Origin of the sequence: Leucobacter komagatae, assembly GCF_006716085.1 — a bacterium.
GTDB classification, from domain to species: Bacteria; Actinomycetota; Actinomycetes; order Actinomycetales; family Microbacteriaceae; genus Leucobacter; species Leucobacter komagatae.
The window spans coordinates 1,058,517-1,078,036 of sequence record NZ_VFON01000001.1 but is presented as its reverse complement, the minus strand read 5'-3'; the positions used below and the strand labels follow the sequence as shown (position 1 = coordinate 1,078,036).

Here is a 19,520-nt window from a genome sequence, read left to right as displayed (position 1 = left end):
CGGCAGAGTGACGCAGATCATGGAACAGATGACAGCATCAGGCGGCGGGCAGCAGCCCGCGAATGCCCCGCGCATTGGGGTCGCCTTCTTCTATCACGAGTCACACTCGTTTAGCCCGATCGCGACTGACCTCGCGGCGTTCGAAGCTGAGGATCATCACGAGGGCGACCGCCTCATCGACGTCTACTCGGGGACGCAGACAGAACTCGGTGGATTCCTCGACGTGCTCGGCGCCCGCGGGGCGACGCCGGTGCCGCTCACCGCAGCAGCGGCGATGCCCGCTGGCACCGTCACGACTGCCGCTTACGCGACGCTGTTGCGAGAATTCGAACTCGCACTTCGGCGCGCGGTCGCCGACAACCCGCTCGATGGCCTGCTGCTCGCGCTGCACGGCTCCATGGTGTCTGAGACAGAGCAAGATCCCGAGGGCGCGATCATCGAACTCGCCCGCGCGATCCTCGGCGCCGACGCGCAGATCGCGGTGACCTTCGATCTCCACGCCAACGTCAGCGGCACACCGGCGGAGTGCGGAGCGCTCATCTTCGGCTACCAGACCTACCCGCACATCGACATGTACGATCAGGGCGTGCGGGCCGCAAACGCCCTGCTTGACGCGCTCGCGGGGGAGCCGCTCACGGTGCGCACCGTGCGGCTTCCGATGCTGCTGCGCAGCATCAATATGCGAACCGCTGAGGGGCCCATGGCCGACGTCGTCGAGTTCGCGCGGGCTCGCGAGACCGGCGGCGTGCGCGCGGTCAGCCCGCACGCCGGGTTTCCCTACGCTGACACCCGCTGCTCGGGGGCCGCTGTGAGCGTCGTTGCGGCTGACCCATCCGAGGCCGAGCGTGTCGCCCAAGAAGTGGCCGAGTACTTCTGGGCGCAGCGCGAGCGCTACCAGGTCGACGTCGCGGCCATCCCTGAGGCGCTCGCGGCCGCGCGTGATGCGATCGCTGTGGGGGAGACCCCGGTAGTGCTCGCCGATGTCGCCGATAACCCCCAGTCGGGCGGCAGCGCAGACACTACGGTGCTACTCCGCGAGGTGTTCGCGGCAGACCTCGGCACCGTGCTCATGTCGGCGATCTGTGACGACGGCGTGGTGCGCGTGGCCCGTTCGGCCGGTGTCGGGGCCGTGCTCGAAACGCAACTCGCGGGGAAGGCTTCCACGGAGTTCGGTGCGCCGCTCACCGTCAAGGCCGAGGTACTTGCGGCGACCGACGGCGTCTACGTGAACGATGGGCCGTTCAACGCGGGGCTCTCTGTCGATACCGGCGGCGCCGCGTGGCTGCGGCTGCGCACCGTCGGCGGGCACCCGGTCTCTGCCACAGCAGACGTCGTTGTCACGGGCCGCCCGATCACCGCGAATGACCCGGCGCTGTACCGGTACCTTGGCGTCGACCCGACTGCGTACGACGTGCTCGCCTGGAAAGTGAAGAACCACTTCCGTGCGGCATTTGAGCCCGTCGTTGGGCGCATCATTCCTGTTGATGCCCCTGGACCCGCGCAAACAGATTTCACCGCACTGAGGTTCCAACACACCGACACTGCTGCATGGCCGTTTGACGGCGACCGTAAACTCGGCGACCTCACTGCTGACGAGCCCCTCACCGGGGCCGTGCGGCCGTTTACGATTCGACCGGCGACTCACGAAGACCTGCCCGACATTGCCGAGTTTCACGTCGCCGTCTGGCAAGAAGCGTACGCGGGGCTCATGGACGCCGGTTTCCTCCGCACCCTCACCCCCGAACGGCGGCTCCCGGAATGGGAGCAAGCGCTTGGACGGGCACCCGGCTACCAGGTCTTGGTCGCGCACTCCGCCTCGGGCGCCTTTCTTGGGTTCGGGTCGGCACACCGGCACGACGACACGGGGCCCCTCGGCCTCGAGCTGCACACGCTCAACCTCACACCGGAGGCGCGAGGCACCGGGCTCGCTGCTGTACTCATCGACCGGCTGCTCGGTGACGAGCCCGCGTTTGCCTGGGTCGTCGACGGGAACGCACGAGCGTTTGAGTTTTACAGGAAGGTCGGCTTCGAACCGACTGACGACCGCCGCCCCGACGAAGAGAGCCGCGTTGATGACATTCGGGTGGTGAGGGGTGCGCGATGATTGACAAGACAGTACCTACGGTCGCTGACGCGGTCTCGGGCATCTTTGACGGCGCAACGGTGATGATTGGCGGCTTCGGCCGCGCTGGGCAGCCCGTAGAACTCATCGACGCCCTCATTGACCAGGGGGCGAAAGACCTTACCGTTGTGAATAACAACGCGGGGAACGGCGACGTTGGGCTCGCCGCGCTTCTTGCAACAGGGCGGGTGCGGAAGATCATCTGCTCGTTCCCACGGCAGCACGACTCGTGGGTCTTTGACAGGCTCTACCGGTCAGGTGAGCTTGAGCTCGAACTCGTGCCGCAGGGCAATCTCGCTGAGCGCATCCGCGCGGCAGGCGCGGGGGTGGGAGCGTTCTACTCGCCAACAGCGGTCGGCACCGAACTCGCCGAGGGCCGGGAGACCCGTGAGATCGGCGGCCGAACGTACTTGCTTGAGTACCCGATCCGTGCTGATTTCGCACTCATCAGTGGCCTCTCAGCTGACCGCTGGGGCAACGTTGTCTACCGTGAGACCGCACGAAACTTCGGCCCGATCATGGCTGCTGCTGCAACCGTGTCGATCGCTCAAGTTGATGAGATTGTGCCCTTGGGCGCGCTCGACCCGGAGGCGGTTGTGACGCCGGGAATCTTCGTCGACCGGGTCGTCGCGCTCGGCGAGCGCGAGTGGCTGCGCGGCGGCGAGTTCGCTGGCGGCGTCGACATCGACGGGGTCCCGCTTCCCGCGCCCGGACACGACACGAAGGAGCCCGCAGATGCACTCGCGAATTAGCAGGCAAGACCTCGCCGCAAAGATTGCCCTTGACATCCCCGACGGCGCATACGTGAACCTCGGGATCGGCGCGCCAACGCTCGTCGCGAACTACCTGCCGAGGGATCGCGAAATCATCCTGCACACCGAGAACGGAATGCTCGGGATGGGCGGAGCGCCGGAGCCAGCACGCATCGACCCTGACCTCATCAACGCGGGGAAGCAGCCCGTTACGGCGGTGCCGGGGGCCTCGTATTTCCATCACGCTGACTCCTTCGCGATGATGCGCGGCGGTCACCTCGACGTGTGCGTGCTTGGCGCCTTCCAGGTTGCCGAGAACGGTGACCTCGCGAACTGGTCGACGGGCGCGCCCGACGCGATCCCCGCGATTGGTGGCGCGATGGACCTCGCGATTGGCGCGAAATCTGTCTACGTCATGACCGACCTGTTGACGAAGCAGGGCACCCCGAAACTTGTGCAGCAGTGCAACTACCCACTGACCGGGGTTGGCTGCGTGACCCGGGTCTACACCGACCACGCCGTGTTCGACGTCACAGAGGCGGGGTTCGCGGTGCGTGAGCTGTTCGGGGACAACACCGTCGCGGGGCTCGCAGAACTCACCGGACTGGACCTCGTGACGGTTTAGCCGCAGCTCAACGATGACCGCGTGTGGTGCCGATGCTCGGCTCACACTCCCACCAATGACAGGAACGCAGCAGATGGAAACAACTCACATCTTTGACGCCGTACGCACCCCGTTTGGCCGCGCAGGTGGCGGGCTCTCTGGGGTCCGACCCGATGACCTCGCTGCGGTCGTGATGCGTGCGGCCGTTGACAGGGCCGGAGTCGACCCCGCCCGCGTCGCCGACGTCGTCTTCGGCGACGCGAATCAGGCGGGGGAAGACAACCGCAACGTCGCGCGCTTCGGCGCGCTGCTCGCGGGATTCCCGACGACTGTCACAGGTGTCACTGTGAACAGGCTCTGCGCGTCCTCGCTTGAAGCCGTGATTCAAGGGGCGCGCGCAATTGAATGCGGCGACGCTGAGCTCGTGCTCACTGGCGGGGTTGAGTCGATGAGTCGCGCGCCATTCGTGATTGAGAAATCAGCGAAGCCCTGGCCCGCCGTTGGCAACCAGACAGCCTGGAACACGAGCATCGGTTGGCGGATGGTGAACCCGAAGTTCCCGGATGAGTGGACGATCTCGAATGGTGAAGCCGCTGAACGGACAGCGCGGGAGTGGGGCATCAGCAGGGAAGCGCAAGATGCGTTCGCAGCTCGGTCGCACGCCCTCGCCGCGGCCGGGTGGGCAGGCGGCGCGTTTGAACGCGAGATCGTCCAGGTGCCCGGATACGAGCTCATTCGTGATGAGGGGATCCGTGACGACACTTCAGCCGAGAAGCTCGCCGCGCTCCGCCCGTTGTTCGCATCCGACGGCAGCGTGACCGCTGGGAATTCGTCGTCGATCAACGACGGTGCCTCTGCCGTGCTGCTCGGGCGCGAGGGCGCGCTCGACGCCGAACCGCTCGCACGGATTACCGCGCGGGCGGCGCACGGCGTCGACCCACAGGACTTCCCGACCGCCCCCATCGAAGCGGCGAACCGGGCGCTCGCTCGCGCGGGCAGGTCGTGGGCAGATGTCGACTTCGTTGAACTCAACGAGGCGTTTGCTTCACAGGCGCTCGCGTGTCTTGTGGGCTGGCCAGACCTCGATCCGGCGCGCCTCAACGTACACGGCGGTGCGCTCGCGATCGGACACCCACTTGGCGCGTCGGGCGGCCGTATCGTCGCGCGTGCGGCACACGAACTCGCGCGCCGAGGTAGCGGGGTTGCTGTTGTAGCGATCTGCATCGGGGTTGGTCAGGGACTCGCTATTGTGCTCGAACGCTGACATCTTCGCGGCAGACCGGCAGAATGGGGGTATGAGTAACGAAGACTCGGCTGAGGGCAGCGACTACGTCCAGTCGTTTGCGCGGGGCCTTGCTGTCATTCGCGCGTTCGATGTCGAGAACCCCGAGCTGACGCTCACCGAGGTATCGAAGCGAGTCGGCATCCCCGCGGCTGCGTCTCGGCGTTTCCTGAGAACACTGCAGACCCTTGGCTACGTCCGCACAGACGGTCGGTTGTTTGCGCTCACTCCACGCGTGCTCGAACTCGGCTTCAGCTACCTATCTGCGCTCTCGCTGCCCGAAATGATGCAGCCGCACCTTGAGAAGCTGTCGCACGCGCTCGAGGAGTCGGTCTCGGCCGCAGTGCTCTCTGACGCAGACATCGTCTACGTTGCGCGCGTGCCAACACGGCGCATCATGACTGTCGGCATCACGATCGGTACCCGGTTCCCCGCGCACGCGACGAGCATGGGCCGCGTGCTCGTCAGCGACTTGCCTTCTTCCGATCGTGACCGGCTGCTCGCAGGAGCCGACCTCGCGCGCCTCACCGAACGCACGCTGACGTCTCCAGCCGAACTAAACGCCGAGCTCGAGCGCGTGCGAGCCCAGGGCTGGGCGCTTGTCGACGGGGAGCTTGAGGTCGGGCTGCGGTCGATCGCCGCTCCCGTTCGCGGGCGTGATGGGCGCGTTGCTGCCGCGGTGAACGTATCGACGAGCACAAGCGCCGGGCCGACCGAGACGCTCATCGACCACCACCTTCCGCTACTGTTGCAGACCGCGCGCGACATCGAACGCGACCTTGACCTTCTGAGCAAGTAGCAGGAGAGCGCCGCTCACAAGAGCTCTCGCCTGCGCCCGCGGCGGCGAGTTCTCCACGTCGCTGGCTTCGGTCGCGCGCACGCCCGGCGCCGCGGCGACACTTGGCGCATGGATACTCGAACTCGGCGCAGGCTTGGCGCGTTGCGCAGGCTTGGCGCGTTGGGCCCATTGTGCGTGGCGCTGGTGGGGGTGACGGTGCTAGCGGCGTTAACGGTGCCCGCCGCCTACCCTCCGCTCGCACCCCCGACGGCGAACGTTTCCGAGGGCCAAATGATCTCGGTGCAAACCCCCGAGGGCCCTTGGAAACCGCCACTTGAGCGACCACTCGATGTGTCAGGGCCGTACCGGCCGCCGCCCACTCCGTACACGGCGGGGCACCGAGGCATCGACCTTCCCGCGCTACCGGGCGATTCCGTCTACGCGCCCACGGGTGGCGTCGTCAGCTTCGTTGGCAGGGTCGCCGACAGGCACCTGATCTCGATTCGGGTTGACTCGCGCACAGTCGTGTCGCTCGAGCCAGTCGTGCAAGGCGAAGACAGCCTCGCTGAAGGCGACAGCCTGCGCCGCGGGCAACTCATCGGAGAGATGTCTGAAGGTGGACACTGCTTCGCCGAATGCGTGCACCTGGGCGTGCGGGTTGACGGTGCATACGTGAACCCGTTGCGCTACTTCTTCGGAAAACCGGTACTTCTGCCCTGGTGAGGCCCCTACGCGCGCGGGTGTGCCTGCCGGTAGGTCGCGGCAAGCCGCTCCATCGAGACGTGGGTGTAGACCTGCGTGCTTGACAGGCTTGAGTGGCCAAGCATCTCCTGCACCACGCGCAAATCGGCGCCGCCATCGAGCAGGTGCGTTGCCGCGGTGTGCCGCAGGGTGTGCGGCCCGCTCGGGCCTCCGCCGGGCTCTTGTTCAAGCTCGCGGGAGACCAGACGGTACACCGAGCTCGCGTTGAGTGGGGTGCCGTTCCGGTTGCCGATGAAGAGCTCGCTCGGCTGCACGGCTACTCGGCGCGCGCGCCTATTGGGGGCGGAGCCGGCGGCCTGGCCCGCTGCCGGGCTCGCAGCCGCGTCTTCCCGCCGGGCGAGTAGCGCCTCGCGACCCCCCATGAGATAGCGTTCAAGCGCCCTGGCAGCTGGGGCGCCAAGCGGAACGACGCGCTCCTTGTCTCCCTTTCCCGTCACGCGCACGGTGAGGTCGCGGCGATTGAACCCCGAGACGGGAAGAGACGTGAGTTCTGACACGCGCAGCGCGGAAGAATAGAGCAGCTCGAGCACGGCGTGGTCTCTGAGGTGCTCGGGGGCGCCATCCGCTGCTCGGGCGGCGGCGCGCTCAAGGACGCGCGACATCTGTTCCTGACTGAGCACGCGGGGGAGCGGCTTAGGTACGCGCGGCGTACGCAAACGCGAGGCCGGGTTACCCGGGAGCACACTCCGAGCCTCAAGCCACGAACCAAACGACTTCACCGTCGCAACGTTCCGGGCGATCGTTGACGCGGCGAGCCCCTGTTGCTGCCGCTCCCACAGCCACGAGCGCAGGAGCTCGAGGTCGATGCCCTCAACCTCGGTAACACCCTGCTCGGTCGCAAAGTCTGAGAGCCCCAAGAGGTCTCGCCGGTACGAGCGGATCGTGTGGTCGGAATACCCGAACTCCAAGCGGGCAGCTTCGAGGAACGCTGTGGCGGCATCCGTGATCCTCATATCCCTATTGTCGCCGATACGCGTCACAAAGGGGTGCCCACCCGCTCAATTGCGCTGGCTAGCGGCCACCACGCTGGCGAGCGGCTACGCGCGCCGAAGTAGCCGCCATACCGGTTCGCCACCTCCCGGTTCCGCCGGTTGCGCCACGTACCCGAGTAACTCGAGCTCGGCAAGCGTGCGCAGCGCCTCCTCGCGCGTGATCCCAGCCCGCGCGGCCACGTCGCAGGCCAGGCGCCCGCCCCTGAGTGGTAGGGCGTCGAGCACTCGAAGGTGGAGTGGCGGCTGCCGATCCTCGCCGGCGGCGTCTTCTGCGGCACCGCCGCCCGCCACAGCCGCAGTGTCCGTGGCCCCGAAGCCACCGTCAGCCTGGGCATCCAATAGTTCAAGCACCTCCGACCCGCTGGTGATAAGCGACGCGTTGTACTCGCGGACGAGCCTGTGGCAGCCGGCCGAAGCCGCGGACGTGACGGGGCCGGGAACCGCGCCCAGCGCACGGCCCAGCTCGGCCGCGTGGCCCGCGGTGTTCAACGTGCCCGACCGAACGCCCGCCTCAGTCACCAACACCGCCCGGGAGAGCGCGGCGATCAGTCGATTGCGCTGCAGGAAACGCCACCGGGTCGGGGCAGCCCCTGGCACGAGCTCCGAGCACACGGCACCCCGGTCGGCGATGCGTGAAATCAACTGATCGTGAGACGCCGGGTACGGTCGGTCGGCGCCACCCGCGAGCACGGCCACCGTCGAAACATCCATCGCCAGCGCCGTGCGGTGGGCAACGGCGTCGACGCCGTATGCCGCCCCAGAGACGATGCTGAACCCGGCGCTCGCCGCAGCGGCGGTGAGGTCCGTCGTGACATGGCTGCCATAGCCGGTGCAGGCGCGCGCCCCGACGACGGCCAGCGCCGCCTCGCTCAGCAGGGGGACCTGACCACGCACCCACAGCCCGTGAGGTGCGTGTGCGCCGAGGTCGTCGAGTTGCCGAGGCCAGTCCGGGCACCCGGGGGTGACGAACCGCATCCCTAGCGACGCGGCCGTCGCTAGGTCCTGCACCGTTGCGGAGCGGTCGAGCCGCGGTAACCAGCGCTTGACGCCGGCCGCCAGCTGACGCTGCGACAGCGCGGGGTCGCTACCGATCTCGGCGACGGAGACCGCTGCGAGCGCCTCCGCGGCCGCGCGGGCTGGGCGTGCCGTGCCGAGGAGCTTGAGCGCGTGAGCCGCCCCAACTGCAGTGACGAGCGTGCCTGCCGTCGCGTCCCCGGGCTCAGCGAGCCTTGACCAGACCACTCGCGCAAACACCTCTGCAGTGTCGCGCTCCGAGAGGTCGCGCTCGCCGCCGAGCGCGGTCACGAGGGGGAGCGTTTCGCTGTCGAGTCTCGCGGTCATGGCGTGGCTCCTCGTAGCGTGAGCGCCTGCGCGAGTTCGTCCCGCCCGGGCTGTGGCATGCCGGCAAGGTCGGCGATCGACCACGCCACACGCAAGATCCTGTCGTAACCTCGCACGGTGAGCGCCCCGATCGACAGTGCCCGGTCGATGGCTCGGGTCGTGAGCCCTGGGAGGCGCATCTCGTCGCCACGTAGCCATTCTCCGGGGACTTCGCCGTTGAGCTGCCAGGGGGTCCCGGCGAGCCGCGCGGCTGCGCGGCCCCGAGCCTCACTGACCCGTGCGCGAAGCGTCGCGCTCGTCGCCGACGCGTGCTCAGCGCGCTGGGCGGCGAGCACAGTGCTCACACGGTGTACCCTCAAACGCAGGTCAATTCGGTCGGTGAGCGGCCCCGAGAGCCTGCCAAGGTACCGGACCCGGGTGTGCGGCGTACACGTGCACGCAAGCGCGGTCTCTGGCGAGCCCGACATGCCGCACGGGCAGGGGTTTGCCGCGAGCACGAGCTGCAGCCGTGCGGGAAGTGTCGCGTGGAGTCGCGCGCGAGAGATTGTCACCGTGCCGGCTTCAAGCGGCTCCCGTAGGTCATCGAGTACGACGCGCCCAAACTCGGGCGCCTCAGCGAAGAATTCTAAATACAATAGTAGCTGACGGACGAAGGAACGACAACAACTATGGCTACTAGAGCAGCGATCTACACCCGCATCTCCAAAGACCGCGAAGGTAACGAACTTGGTGTCACACGACAAGAGGATCTCTGTCGCGAACTCGCTGATCGGCGAGGGCTTGAAGTGGTGCATGTCTACTCGGACAATGACATTTCGGCTTCAATGCGATCTTCCAAGCCTCGCCCCTCCTTCAAAGAGATGTTCGCAGCAGCCCGACGCGACGAGTTCGATGTCATCGTTGCTTATTCGAACAGCCGACTGACGCGACAAGTACGCGAATACTTGGACATCATCGAACTCGTTAAAGAGACCGGCTTGCAGATCAAGACCGTCGCCTCCGGTGAACTCGACCTAAGCACTGCGGACGGTCAAGCCGTCGCGACAACCATCGCGGCATGGGATCAAGCTGAATCTGAACGAACTTCCGAGCGCATCAAAGCCGCGAAGGCGCAACGCGCAGCCAACGGCCAGTGGCACGGCGGCACAGCACCCTATGGTTATCGTGCCAGCAACGCTCGGCTGGTTCCCAACCCGAATGAAGTGAAATACGTCAATGAGGCGGTCCGTCGCGTTCTTGCTGGTGACACGCTTGCCAGCATCGTTAAGGATTGGAACGACCGCAGTGTTCCGACTAGGCATGGCAAACACTGGCGCCAAACTAACCTGCGCTCAATACTCATGAACCGATCATTGCTAGGTGAAACAAAGATCGGCATTAAAGGCTGGGAACCGATCATCAATTCTCGCGACTTCGACCGGCTGCAACGCATCTTCAACGATCCTGCACGCAAAGCCACTCACTCGCCAGGTGTGAAAGGTGGCAAGTATTCGATGGGAGGCGGCCTCACCGTCTGCGGTAACTCGAAAGAGAATGGTGAAATATGCGGAAAACGCCTCATCACTGGCAAACACCACGATTACACATCCTTGAAGTGCACCAAGGTCGTGAATGGACCTGACGCATGTGGAAGGGTAACCATCGGACAAGACTTCCTTGAAGAGTATGTCTTCGAGAAAGTGCTTGCCGCTCTAGAGAAAAATCCAAGGTGGGGTCAGCGCAAGGTTACGCCAGTGGGAGAGTCTGAAGCCCAGCTGAGGGTGGCCGAACGCAAGCGCGACGATCTGCAAGCTCAGCTAGACCGACTCGTGGACGCTATCGCTGACGACATCATCACAAAAGAACAAGCCGCTTCCCGTAGCGCAACTATTCGCGCTCAGCTTTCAGAGGCACAGAATGAAATCGGTCGACTATTAGGCTCGACCGTCATCCAAGACGCGGCCGAAGATGGGTTTGAGTGGCATTCGTGGACTCCAATGCGCCGCCGGAATTTCCTGCGTCAGGTGATTCAGCGTGTGGAGATTGACGTGTACCCCCAAGGATTCCCCCGATCAATCTCACGCCGTAAGGAGGAACCTAAATCCGCCTATGAGGAACGCCGCCGCAAGCATCACTGGGCAGTTATGGATGAACGTGTCCGCATCATCGCTAACTAGCCGCGCGTGAATGGATTAAGCACGGTATGCACGCCGTGTTCCGCGCAAGTGAAAGCTATTCTGAGCCCACATCAGTCACGAATGGCTCTGGCCCACAATCGCTTCCGCACTCTTCGCACGTCCGATACGACTCGTCCGTGAACCTCTCCATAGCTGAAGCTTAGACTTCAAGTGGCGTAAAGGTCGATAGGTCTAGCCCTACATCTCGATACCGAGACCAAACGTCGTCCTTGTTGCTTCGCACATGCCCGAGACCGGCCCGAGTCAGGAGCCGGTCTTCATCCTTGGTAATCACCACAGCGCGGCACCCTTCAATCATTAGATGAGCCAATCCGCTTGGGGTGAGGGAGGCCGCTTGTTCAGCGATCATCGCCATGAGTTCTCGCTTGGGAACAACATGCTCAATTACGAGTTGCCCTGCACGGCCGGCCCGCTTTGGAGAGCGCTGGTAGGTCTCACGCGCTAACGCCGACCAAGGATATGCGCATGGGTACTTGCCGTCGATGAGCGGCCGAGGGAGACGAGGATATTCCCACTTGAACCAGATAACCTCTTTCAAGATGCGGTCGTGAAGACTCTGACCGAGCCATTCCCGCTCACCCTGCAGAGTCGTAACCATGCGCAGAATGCTCGTTGCATCATCAACATCGCTGTCAAGCTGCAACCCTTGACCCGGCTCAAGTGCCACTACTTCTGCCACCCTCTGGACTTGAGTTCTTCACCACTTAGCAGCGGCCGCTCGAACGTGTAGCTCGTTTCGCACACCCGCCACTTCGCCTGCTCCGCATCCTTAATGACACAGCCGTTCGCTTCCATGCCAGCGATTATCTTCTTGGCGCGTCGAGTCTTCGGCATCGGCCGCTTCTTCACAACCTGCACACCGTCGCTCTTGAAACGCGTCACGCGACTGTAGGACATGGAATTCTGGCGTGCTTTTGCGTAGTTCAACTCGTAGCCGTTCCTTCACCCTGTTTCCCGACATGGTACTTATGATCCGCTCGCGTCAAGAGTTCACACGCCGATATAGGTATATATGCTCCGTGGACTCATGCGCCGCATGATTCCAGTGTTGAATGGTGCAACGAACGACCGATCTTGAGCGCCAGCAGCGCAAGGAGTTCGGCGCACGACTTCGCGAACTCCGCAAAGAACGCGGTCTCAGCCAAGAGGGTCTGGCTCACGAGGCCGAGCTTGACCGTAGCTACGTCGGCCAGGTGGAACGCGGTGAGCGCAACATCAGCTTGGACAATATCTACCGTTTCTCGCGCGCACTGGGGATCAGCCCAGCTGACCTCTTTACCCCTGGTCCCAGGTAGGGTGAACATATGGATGCGCCCGATGAAACACCAGTGGCCACGCAAGAGCCGACCGACCAGGTGCGAGAGCTGACGCAAGATGATCGCTTTAGGTTTATTGGGCAAGAATTCCGCGATGCCATAGAAGCCATTCGCGAGACCCACGTTGAGCTTTCTCCCGCAGCCCTAAAACTTGATTCAGTGGAACAGTTTTGGGAGGGAGCATTTAAGGGCCCTCGAAGTCTTTCTGAAGAAGATCTGGAATTGCTTAAGGCAGCGTTTGTGGACGTACCGGACGAGGGGTTGTCCGCTCAAGAGCTCGTCGACCGGGTCTTCGAGGCAGTGAAGCACACTGCCTGGGGTCCGGAGTTCGCCTTGAACTTCATGCGCCGCGTTTATCGCACGCCACGGGGCCCCATCTTCCACAACTCCATGCTCATAAGCGCAGTCTCGGCCTTCGAAACTCACCTAGCAAGGTTGGCAGAGGAATACTATCGCTGCGCGCCCGCAGCTCTTCATGATCTTCCTAGGGAATCCGTCAAGGAGTTCTCCCTGAGAGAGCTTCAAGATCTTGGCTCTGTAGATGAAGCGATTGAAATTGCAATCGAACGTCGCGTCACTCAGCTAATGTTTGGAAGCTTGACAGATTGGAAGAAGTTTTTCGCAGATCGAATAAAGCTTGACTTTGCCGACTATGCACAGATTTGGGACGAGGTGAAGGAGGTATTTGAACGACGCAATTGTGTTGTCCATAATGATTCACGAGCCTCTCGTCGATATGTCCAGAACTACTCCGAAACCGAAATTGGCGCTCCGCTTTACGCGGATGTGGCGTACGTAGAGTGGGCTATCGAGAGACTTGAGTTGTTGGGGGTTCTCTTCCATACCCAGGTTTGGGTTAAGTTCGCGCTGAATCAAAAAGAGGTCATCGACGCACTCGAAATAACGGCGTTCGAGGCACTCAAGGACCAACGCTGGGTATTCAGCAGGGCACTGTATGAAAAATGGACTCAGCTTCCGCTTTCACAGGCGGAAAGCCATATGGCTAAAGTCAACCTTTGGATTACTAGCAAGGAGGAGCATGGACTCGCGGCTATTCAAAGCGAAGTGGAAGCCTGGGATATATCAGGCTCTGACGAGCTGTATTCCCTCGCCAGGTTGTGCTTGCTCGATCAAGTAGATGGTGCTTTCAAATTACTTCCTGCACTGATTGATCGGGACAAAATTGATGGTCGTGCTTTGGCAACATGGCCTCTTCTCCGCCCCCTCCGTGAAGACCCACGGATAAATGAGCATTCCGAGATTATGCGGGAATACCTGCACGATGAGAATGAGATATCTGCTGCGGAAAGGCTCGAGGTTGAGGCCGAAACTGCTATGGATCTCGACTCGTTTACCTCAGAGGTTATTGATAGCGGAACGGACGGAACTGGCGAACCAGAAGTGACCACCAGCGGGTAGCGGAACGCAATCGTCATTGAGAGCCTTCGCAATCGCGCCGTAGGACAAACCCTCACGCCGCATCTGAACTATGCGATCCCTGGCTTCTGGTGATACTGAGCGCGGTCTACCGACCTTCACGCCGCGACGTTTCGCTTCCGCGAGACCTTCCTTCGTGCGCTGGCCGATCATGCGTCGTTCCCACCGTGAGACCGCCGCCATGATGTTCGCGACCAGTTCGCCGGTGGGCGTGGTGGTGTCGATGCCGAGGTCGATAGCTACGACGCCCCAGCCTTGCTTGCTGGCCGTCTCAAGCATGCGCGCGAAGTCGGCCAAGGATCTGCTCAGCCGGTCGAGCTTCGACACCACCAGCGCATCCGCAACACCGCTCCTCAACTGAGTCAGCGCGTAGGTAATGCCTGGCCTGTCGATGTCCTTGCCCGAGCGCCCCGCGTCCTCGACCCATTCGACCTGCCAGCCACACCGTTCCGCTTCTGCTGCAATCGCCGCGCGCTGAGCCTCGATGCCATACTCCTGGCCGAGTGTGGACACTCGAAGATAGCCGATGACCCGCATCACTCGACCCACTCCGGCTCGATCACCTGCGCCACCAGCGCGGCTTCCCAAGAGCCAGGCCGATTGTCCGTGAGGCTGCGGAAGTCATGCGCCAGCTGCCTATCTGCCGCAGTGACAGCCGCCACCAGCAATTCCCCAACGTCGATGCCCGCCCGGTGCTCACGCATGATCGCCCGCCGAATCTCGTCTACCGACTTCGCGAAGGTGCTCATGCTCGCGCTTCCTGCTGAACGGCAGCAGACTCGATGCTGCCTCTCATCCTCTCAGCCGCGGCTATCTTCCTCCTGGCCGCCCGTTCGATCTGAGCCAGTGGGATAGCCTCGCCTGCTCGGTATCGCCGCCCTAGATCGGCGAGCGAATCTCGCGCCTCAAAGTATTCCGCCAGTGCCTCATTCATGTTGTTCGTCCTCCGTCATTCTCGGTCACTTGCCGAGTTCGAATCGAAATCAAAACAGGCGGGATGCCCGATGTAAACAAAAACCGAGGGGTTCTTGTACATGATGCGAGTATGGCCTTGAGAGCATCTTTCTCGGCTTCGCTGGATAGTTCAGCATCGCCAGCGGGCCGTCACGTTAGACCTCATTCTGCACACGCCACGGGCGCTGTTTCATGCCGCCAGCGCGCACGAAATCGTAGGTCGTAGTCGTAAGTTTTGAGGCTGTCTCTGTCGTGGGTGAAAGCGGAAACCTCCTTCATTTCGTCCGCCTTGCGTGAGTGGACACAAGCAAGGGATGAAGCACCTCAAAGCCCAAAGTTAAGAAGTTAACTTCATTAAGAATTTTTGGTTTCCCTATAGAGGTTTTATTTAGCTTCATCCGGAATTTCTTAAAATGTTTAACTTCTTAACTGAACTCGGCCGATAACACGCAGAAACCCAGCCGAACCGCTGAAAAAACGAGTTCGACTGGGTTTCAGCACTGTGCAGGTGCGGCACGAACGCAGCGCTACTTCAGCACGATGCCCGCGAACGCCTGCTGGTTACCTGCAACCTTGATGACCGTGTAGCCCGCGCGCTCAACCGACTTGTAGAAGTCCAATCGGCCGATCGCCTGCACGCCGCTGGTCTGTATCGACCGCCATACTTCCCATGCCTCGTGAAGCCGCTTCTTCACCACGTACCCTGAAGGATCAGCCCAGCAGCTGTCCGCAATGAAGTTCGCGATCTCGTCCGCATCTGTTCGATACTCTTCCGTCACGAACCGCACCTTCTCTGGCGTACGCAGACCGCCGCCGCGCTGGTAATCGCTCCATCCTTGAATGGCCCACGCGAGAATGCCGTCTGCCTCAAGCTGGAGTTGTTCTCCTAGATGGGGGTCACGTTCGTGCTCTGGGATCACCGCATCAAAGGGCACGATCTTTAACCGTTCCCATAGCGCCATATCTCCGCCTGAAACCTTTGGGAGATGGTTGGTTACGAGCACCGCAGTATGAGATGGATCGAACTCAACGAAGTCTTGCCGCATCTTCCTCGCAGCGATCTTGTCACCGCCTGTCAGCCGCTTCACCGTGTCAGCCGCAAGCTGCCTACCGCCTGACGTCTCCGACACGACAGCCCATCGCGCCCCGAACAGATCCATCTGGCCTGTAGGGTGGGTGCCCGCATTCTTCATGAAGATCTCTGGGTCTGGGGTCTTCGCGTAGTCGCCCAGCGCGTGACTGATCGCCCCATAGAAGACGCCCTTGCCGTTGCGCCCTTGCCCAAGCAGCACCAGCAGCGTGTGCTCGATCACTTTCCCGAGCAGCGCCACACCGACATAACGTTGCAGATAGGCGCGCAACTCTGGATCTGGCATCGACCTGTTGAGGAACTTCTGCCATGCAAGCGCTGAAGCGCCTGGATCGTATGCGCCGCGAGCAACCTTCGTGAGGCGATTCTCTGGTGAATGAGGTTGAAGCTGCCCCGTCCTCAGATCGTATGTGCCATTCGCTAAGTTGAGGAGATAGGGGTCTGCGTCAACATCCTTCACCGTGAACGCGAAGATCTCGAGAGTGCTCGCAATCTCCAGCACGCCGCGCCCACCGCTCGCCGTCTGTGCCGCTTTGAAGTCCCGCTGTAATGCTGCGTCTGACATCGCCTCCATCCATTGATCCTCGATCAGAGAGTGAAGAGCCTGCTCGACCTCGCCACGCTCCGACAGCTCAAAGTGGGTGCCCTTCCAATAGTGCCAACCGATGCCTTTCACGAAGATGAACTGGTCTCGATACTCTGACGCAAACCGCTTCGCAATCCGAAGGTGGCTCGACAGCTTCCTGTCCGCACGTGGCGAAGGAGGCGCGTCGATCAACTGGCCTGGCGCACCGTCATCGTCGCTGTCACCGATGGGGACAAACCTCACAGTCACTGGTGGCCTCCCATCATGCGCGCCGCAGCCGCCTGTTCAGCATTGATCTGCTGCGCCACATAGGCGCGTGCGCCGTTCAGCTTCGCGAAGGCTTCTCTCCATGTGAACTCATCCGGCACCTGTGGAGTGCGCTCCCACACTTCACGAATGAGGTATTCGACCGTATCGTCGTCACCCCAAAATTGCCGCCACAGTGAACACGCCAGCCGATAGCAGTCGTTGTCGCGCTGACCTGGCTTGAACCCTTCCTTGAGGAATTCAGATAGGTGGGGAAGATTCTTCCCGGCGATCCTTGAACCATCGTTTCCGGCGTTCGCATGGAATCGACCGCCGTCACGATTGATCGCCGCGACAAGCGCTTCTGGTGCCAACGGAAGACTATTCAGCGCGCCCTTCGTGAGCGCGTAGAAGGCCGCATATGGTTCCGACTTGCTCATGCTGGAATCTTGGAATGAGTTCCACACCATCGACGGCGCTGCCGCAACGTAGCCACCATCTGCGCGAACATCGACGCCTGGAAGCCAGCCCACTGGACTCTTGCACGACTGATCCAGCCGGAACCAAAGATGCCGCCCGCCTGAGGGCGTCAGCACGATAGGAGACTCCGGCAATTGGATGCTCGATGCGCGTTCCCACTCGCTGAGTGAGGCCATGCCGTTCACGCCGTTCTTGGCGTCCACATCGATCACAAGCAGCCGATTCGCTTCCCCAGTGACCACGCCGATGTTGCGCCCCTTGTGCTGACCGCTCCACCAGTCAGCGACCTCGGAACGCTCACTGCTCGCGGCGTTCTGCCATTCTTCAAGGATCGGCCGCTTTGACGCTGGGCGGAGTGGATGCACTCGATAGCCCGCCGCCGCGTACCAAAGCGCCGCATCTAGGAAGCCGCGCTCGTTGGTGACCTCTGGGATCTGATTACTTGCGCTCATCATCGTCACCCCCGCTCGTTGCAACGATAAAGTTCCACGCGCGATCAATGGCCTCATCTGAGAACTGGAGGTTGTCGTTCTGCCCCATCACGCACCCCGCTTCTTAGCGCGCTCAGATGGATGCCCCGAGTAGTTGCCTTCGAGAAGCTCAGGGTCGAGAAGTGTCTCGATAGGCAGACAGAGAACTCTGGCCAGCCCCTTCCGTACCCTGTGGGAAGGATGCGCCCGACCTTGGAGAACGTTACTGAGGTGAGCAACTGGGCAGCCGATCCGTTCGGCTACTTGGAGAGTTGTGAGATCAAGGATCGCCATTTGACGGCGCGCGATCCTCTGACGCCGATTCGTGAGAGCCACGAGAGTCTTTCCGCGAACGACTGCGAGAGTGGAAGTTTGTCCTTGGTTCAGCGCAGCGTCGCTAAAAAAGACTTGAGCTGCTAATGCAGACTCAACGAACCATTACAGGGTTCCACCTCGCCGGTACTTCGGTGCCCCTGTGTGATCCTCAGGGCGCTTGTACCTCGCACCGCTCGAAGCGGCCGTCCAACGAAATTCACTGGCGGACTCTTGGTCTCCAATCCCAGATAAATCGACTATACAAAAGGATGTACCCAATGTAAACAAGGCCGTGCACACCTAGCGCATGCGCCTCGGCAGCGCCACCATCACCGTCGCTGACCTTGGCACGTCCAACGTCCATGCTGGTTCGTCCTCCTCCTGCCAGATGTACCTACATTTGAGGCGGTGCAGCTTCCGACGGTCAGCACCCGAATGGCTTGTACCGATGATGACCGCCGGGTGAGCTGGGCTCTCCATGAAGACCATACCCACTCGCAAAGAGCGGACTGGTACTGGGTTCGTCTCCGGCGTGTACCCGTAGACGCTAAGCAGGTCTGACACGCTCTACCGAAGGTGTCTGGGTGGCAGCGCTGCTCCCTCCATGCGTGGAATCAACGGAATCGGATCGGGGTACCTCTCCGCAGCCTCTTGATCCTCACCAGGCCACTCCTCTATCGCATTCTCAGACGATTTGGTTTCGACCTCGATAGTTTTCTCGTCCGGGTCATTTTCGACGATCTCAGCCTCTTCTAGGGCCTCTGGTAGTTCCCGAATCACGGACACTGCGATCTGTTCGTACTTCTTCACTTCGATACCGACCTCGCTCTTCGCTCCGAAGCCAGTTCGATCCAATAGCAGCGTGATCGCGCGCAACCGATCAGCGTCCGATGTGTCTGTTTTCGTGAGAATGTTCTGTAGCTCTTGAATCGCTGGCGCGATCAGCGCCTCCATCCGTTCACGAGCCTTCGCTTTCACCTGAGGCACAGCACCGCCGTGATGCTTGCAGACCGTGCCGCCGAGGATCGCTTTACGCTGGCACCGCTCACCGGTTCGCTTACTGTTCGCCGAGCACTGCACCTGATTGCCGCGATCATTCCGAAGACGTGGCTTCTCTGGCGTAGTCGTGTCCTTCATGCCGCCGTGCGCCTGACAGAACGTAGAGCCTGCGACAGCGTAACGCCGACACTGCCGCAGAGCCTCCTCGTCCTTGCGTTTGGTCTGCGCCTCACACTGCGCCATGACCTCTGCTCCAAGCCAGCGGACCCCACTGCTGCTCAAGGTGTTCTGAACAGACCGGGCAGACTCGAATCTCTACGACGGTTCGACCTGCCGGAGAGTCCAAGGAGTCGAACACCCTTCCTTCAAAACATAAGTCGCAAATGTCGAGGGGTTGCTTGCTCGGCTCCGCGTTTGCAAGCTCGTGGACTATGCCGTTGCAGTTCCACTGGCCTCCCTGCACGTGCACCGCCGATGCCGTAGGCCGCAGCCCGTAGGCTTCCGCCTCAAGCTCATCACTCAGTGCCATGCCCCCATTCGCTCGCTGCTGGATGAGTTCTCCGATGCGTGGATGGTTCACAAGGTGCCGATTCGCCTCCGCATGCCGATGCCCTTGCATCACGGCCGCCATCATCTGGTCGACCTCTGCAAGATCTGCAGCCGTCAGCGTTTCCTCGATGCGACGTTCGATCTGCTCTCTGGTATTCATGATTGGTTTCGCCTTCCTAGGTTTACGCCTTTCGAGAGAACTCCGTGAGGGTGCCGAAAGGCGCGAAGAGCACCCCCACGGATTCATAGCCAGAGGGCGGTTAGGAAG

At 62.0% G+C, this 19,520-nt stretch carries 21 protein-coding genes; 9 read left to right on the top strand and 12 right to left on the bottom strand.

What is annotated here, in order from left to right:
- Positions 1 to 28: 28 nt before the first annotated feature.
- The 6 genes from FB468_RS05020 (at position 29) to FB468_RS04995 (ending at position 6,261) form a co-directional block, all read left to right on the top strand.
- The gene (locus FB468_RS05020; RefSeq protein ID WP_170219629.1) at positions 29 to 2,104 is read left to right on the top strand and encodes a GNAT family N-acetyltransferase; all 2,076 of its coding nucleotides are present in this window, start codon (positions 29 to 31) and stop codon (positions 2,102 to 2,104) included.
- A complete protein-coding gene (locus FB468_RS05015) occupies positions 2,101 to 2,874 on the top strand; it encodes a 3-oxoacid CoA-transferase subunit A (protein WP_141886368.1) in 774 nt (257 codons plus the stop codon). The genes FB468_RS05020 and FB468_RS05015 overlap by 4 nt, the downstream gene beginning before the upstream one ends.
- Positions 2,858 to 3,499 (top strand): 3-oxoacid CoA-transferase subunit B, encoded by a 642-nt coding sequence (locus FB468_RS05010; protein WP_141886367.1) that lies wholly within the window; start codon positions 2,858 to 2,860, stop codon positions 3,497 to 3,499. Before FB468_RS05015 ends, FB468_RS05010 begins: the two co-directional genes overlap by 17 nt.
- Before the next feature lie 73 nt (positions 3,500 to 3,572).
- Positions 3,573 to 4,742 (top strand): thiolase family protein, encoded by a 1,170-nt coding sequence (locus FB468_RS05005; RefSeq protein ID WP_141888141.1) that lies wholly within the window; start codon positions 3,573 to 3,575, stop codon positions 4,740 to 4,742.
- A gap of 31 nt (positions 4,743 to 4,773) precedes the next feature.
- Positions 4,774 to 5,559 carry an IclR family transcriptional regulator domain-containing protein gene (locus FB468_RS05000; protein ID WP_141886366.1) on the top strand — a complete coding sequence of 262 codons (786 nt, stop codon included), beginning with the start codon at positions 4,774 to 4,776 and terminating at the stop codon, positions 5,557 to 5,559.
- Positions 5,560 to 5,667: 108 nt separating this feature from the next.
- Positions 5,668 to 6,261 carry a M23 family metallopeptidase gene (locus FB468_RS04995; protein WP_141886365.1) on the top strand — a complete coding sequence of 198 codons (594 nt, stop codon included), beginning with the start codon at positions 5,668 to 5,670 and terminating at the stop codon, positions 6,259 to 6,261.
- Between the two features lie 5 nt (positions 6,262 to 6,266).
- Here FB468_RS04995 and FB468_RS04990 read toward each other — a convergent pair whose 3' ends face one another.
- The 3 genes from FB468_RS04990 to FB468_RS04980 form a co-directional block, all read right to left on the bottom strand.
- Positions 6,267 to 7,253, bottom strand: a complete 987-nt coding sequence (locus FB468_RS04990) for a tyrosine-type recombinase/integrase (protein ID WP_141886364.1) — start codon at positions 7,251 to 7,253, stop codon at positions 6,267 to 6,269.
- A gap of 84 nt (positions 7,254 to 7,337) precedes the next feature.
- Positions 7,338 to 8,633, bottom strand: coding sequence for a DNA-processing protein DprA (dprA, locus tag FB468_RS04985; protein WP_141886363.1), 1,296 nt, complete (start codon positions 8,631 to 8,633; stop codon positions 7,338 to 7,340).
- Complete coding sequence (locus FB468_RS04980; RefSeq protein WP_246055761.1) at positions 8,630 to 9,268, bottom strand: ATP-binding protein; 639 nt, start codon at positions 9,266 to 9,268, stop codon at positions 8,630 to 8,632. The genes dprA and FB468_RS04980 overlap by 4 nt, the downstream gene beginning before the upstream one ends.
- Before the next feature lie 33 nt (positions 9,269 to 9,301).
- Here FB468_RS04980 and FB468_RS04975 point away from each other — a divergent pair, with 33 nt between their 5' ends.
- Entirely contained in the window at positions 9,302 to 10,789 is a 1,488-nt protein-coding gene (locus FB468_RS04975) for a recombinase family protein (RefSeq protein ID WP_141886361.1), read from the top strand.
- A gap of 160 nt (positions 10,790 to 10,949) precedes the next feature.
- Here FB468_RS04975 and FB468_RS04970 read toward each other — a convergent pair whose 3' ends face one another.
- Together FB468_RS04970 and FB468_RS04965 are read right to left on the bottom strand one after the other, a co-directional pair.
- Entirely contained in the window at positions 10,950 to 11,489 is a 540-nt protein-coding gene (locus FB468_RS04970) for a hypothetical protein (protein WP_141886360.1), read from the bottom strand.
- Positions 11,477 to 11,737, bottom strand: a complete 261-nt coding sequence (locus tag FB468_RS04965; protein ID WP_141886359.1) for a hypothetical protein — start codon at positions 11,735 to 11,737, stop codon at positions 11,477 to 11,479. The genes FB468_RS04970 and FB468_RS04965 overlap by 13 nt, the downstream gene beginning before the upstream one ends.
- Before the next feature lie 128 nt (positions 11,738 to 11,865).
- Between FB468_RS04965 and FB468_RS04960 the strand changes: the two genes are divergently transcribed.
- On the top strand, positions 11,866 to 12,105 hold the full coding sequence (locus tag FB468_RS04960) for a helix-turn-helix domain-containing protein (RefSeq protein ID WP_246055760.1): 240 nt from the start codon (positions 11,866 to 11,868) through the stop codon (positions 12,103 to 12,105).
- Between the two features lie 9 nt (positions 12,106 to 12,114).
- Positions 12,115 to 13,545: a hypothetical protein gene (locus tag FB468_RS04955; RefSeq protein WP_141886357.1), complete on the top strand. Its 1,431-nt coding sequence runs from the start codon at positions 12,115 to 12,117 to the stop codon at positions 13,543 to 13,545.
- Here FB468_RS04955 and FB468_RS04950 read toward each other — a convergent pair.
- The 7 genes from FB468_RS04950 to FB468_RS04920 form a co-directional block, all read right to left on the bottom strand.
- Positions 13,483 to 14,100, bottom strand: coding sequence for a recombinase family protein (locus FB468_RS04950; protein WP_141888140.1), 618 nt, complete (start codon positions 14,098 to 14,100; stop codon positions 13,483 to 13,485). The genes FB468_RS04955 and FB468_RS04950 overlap by 63 nt on opposite strands.
- On the bottom strand, positions 14,100 to 14,312 hold the full coding sequence (locus tag FB468_RS04945; protein ID WP_141886356.1) for a hypothetical protein: 213 nt from the start codon (positions 14,310 to 14,312) through the stop codon (positions 14,100 to 14,102). Before FB468_RS04945 ends, FB468_RS04950 begins: the two co-directional genes overlap by 1 nt.
- Before the next feature lie 732 nt (positions 14,313 to 15,044).
- The gene (locus FB468_RS04940) at positions 15,045 to 16,442 is read right to left on the bottom strand and encodes a DNA primase family protein (RefSeq protein WP_141886355.1); all 1,398 of its coding nucleotides are present in this window, start codon (positions 16,440 to 16,442) and stop codon (positions 15,045 to 15,047) included.
- Positions 16,439 to 17,374, bottom strand: a complete 936-nt coding sequence (locus FB468_RS04935) for a bifunctional DNA primase/polymerase (RefSeq protein WP_246055941.1) — start codon at positions 17,372 to 17,374, stop codon at positions 16,439 to 16,441. The genes FB468_RS04940 and FB468_RS04935 overlap by 4 nt, the downstream gene beginning before the upstream one ends.
- A gap of 630 nt (positions 17,375 to 18,004) precedes the next feature.
- Complete coding sequence (locus tag FB468_RS04930; RefSeq protein ID WP_141886353.1) at positions 18,005 to 18,184, bottom strand: hypothetical protein; 180 nt, start codon at positions 18,182 to 18,184, stop codon at positions 18,005 to 18,007.
- Positions 18,185 to 18,271: 87 nt separating this feature from the next.
- Entirely contained in the window at positions 18,272 to 18,841 is a 570-nt protein-coding gene (locus tag FB468_RS04925) for a hypothetical protein (RefSeq protein ID WP_141886352.1), read from the bottom strand.
- Positions 18,842 to 18,932: 91 nt separating this feature from the next.
- Positions 18,933 to 19,412 carry a hypothetical protein gene (locus FB468_RS04920; RefSeq protein ID WP_141886351.1) on the bottom strand — a complete coding sequence of 160 codons (480 nt, stop codon included), beginning with the start codon at positions 19,410 to 19,412 and terminating at the stop codon, positions 18,933 to 18,935.
- Positions 19,413 to 19,520: the final 108 nt, after the last annotated feature.

Bases quoted from the DNA above. Each gene is read 5' to 3' on its own strand.
- FB468_RS04975 (WP_141886361.1), top strand. From the start codon at position 9,302: ATGGCTACTAGAGCAGCGATCTACACCCGCATCTCCAAAGACCGCGAA.
- FB468_RS04920 (WP_141886351.1), bottom strand. From the start codon at position 19,412: ATGAATACCAGAGAGCAGATCGAACGTCGCATCGAGGAAACGCTGACG.
- FB468_RS04945 (WP_141886356.1), bottom strand. From the start codon at position 14,312: ATGAGCACCTTCGCGAAGTCGGTAGACGAGATTCGGCGGGCGATCATG.
- FB468_RS05010 (WP_141886367.1), top strand. From the start codon at position 2,858: ATGCACTCGCGAATTAGCAGGCAAGACCTCGCCGCAAAGATTGCCCTT.
- FB468_RS04925 (WP_141886352.1), bottom strand. From the start codon at position 18,841: ATGAAGGACACGACTACGCCAGAGAAGCCACGTCTTCGGAATGATCGC.
- FB468_RS04950 (WP_141888140.1), bottom strand. From the start codon at position 14,100: ATGCGGGTCATCGGCTATCTTCGAGTGTCCACACTCGGCCAGGAGTAT.
- FB468_RS05005 (WP_141888141.1), top strand. From the start codon at position 3,573: ATGGAAACAACTCACATCTTTGACGCCGTACGCACCCCGTTTGGCCGC.
- FB468_RS05015 (WP_141886368.1), top strand. From the start codon at position 2,101: ATGATTGACAAGACAGTACCTACGGTCGCTGACGCGGTCTCGGGCATC.
- FB468_RS04955 (WP_141886357.1), top strand. From the start codon at position 12,115: ATGGATGCGCCCGATGAAACACCAGTGGCCACGCAAGAGCCGACCGAC.
- dprA (WP_141886363.1), bottom strand. From the start codon at position 8,633: ATGACCGCGAGACTCGACAGCGAAACGCTCCCCCTCGTGACCGCGCTC.
- FB468_RS04995 (WP_141886365.1), top strand. From the start codon at position 5,668: ATGGATACTCGAACTCGGCGCAGGCTTGGCGCGTTGCGCAGGCTTGGC.
- FB468_RS05000 (WP_141886366.1), top strand. From the start codon at position 4,774: ATGAGTAACGAAGACTCGGCTGAGGGCAGCGACTACGTCCAGTCGTTT.
- FB468_RS04990 (WP_141886364.1), bottom strand. From the start codon at position 7,253: ATGAGGATCACGGATGCCGCCACAGCGTTCCTCGAAGCTGCCCGCTTG.
- FB468_RS04930 (WP_141886353.1), bottom strand. From the start codon at position 18,184: ATGGAGAGCCCAGCTCACCCGGCGGTCATCATCGGTACAAGCCATTCG.
- FB468_RS04935 (WP_246055941.1), bottom strand. From the start codon at position 17,374: ATGATGAGCGCAAGTAATCAGATCCCAGAGGTCACCAACGAGCGCGGC.
- FB468_RS05020 (WP_170219629.1), top strand. From the start codon at position 29: ATGACAGCATCAGGCGGCGGGCAGCAGCCCGCGAATGCCCCGCGCATT.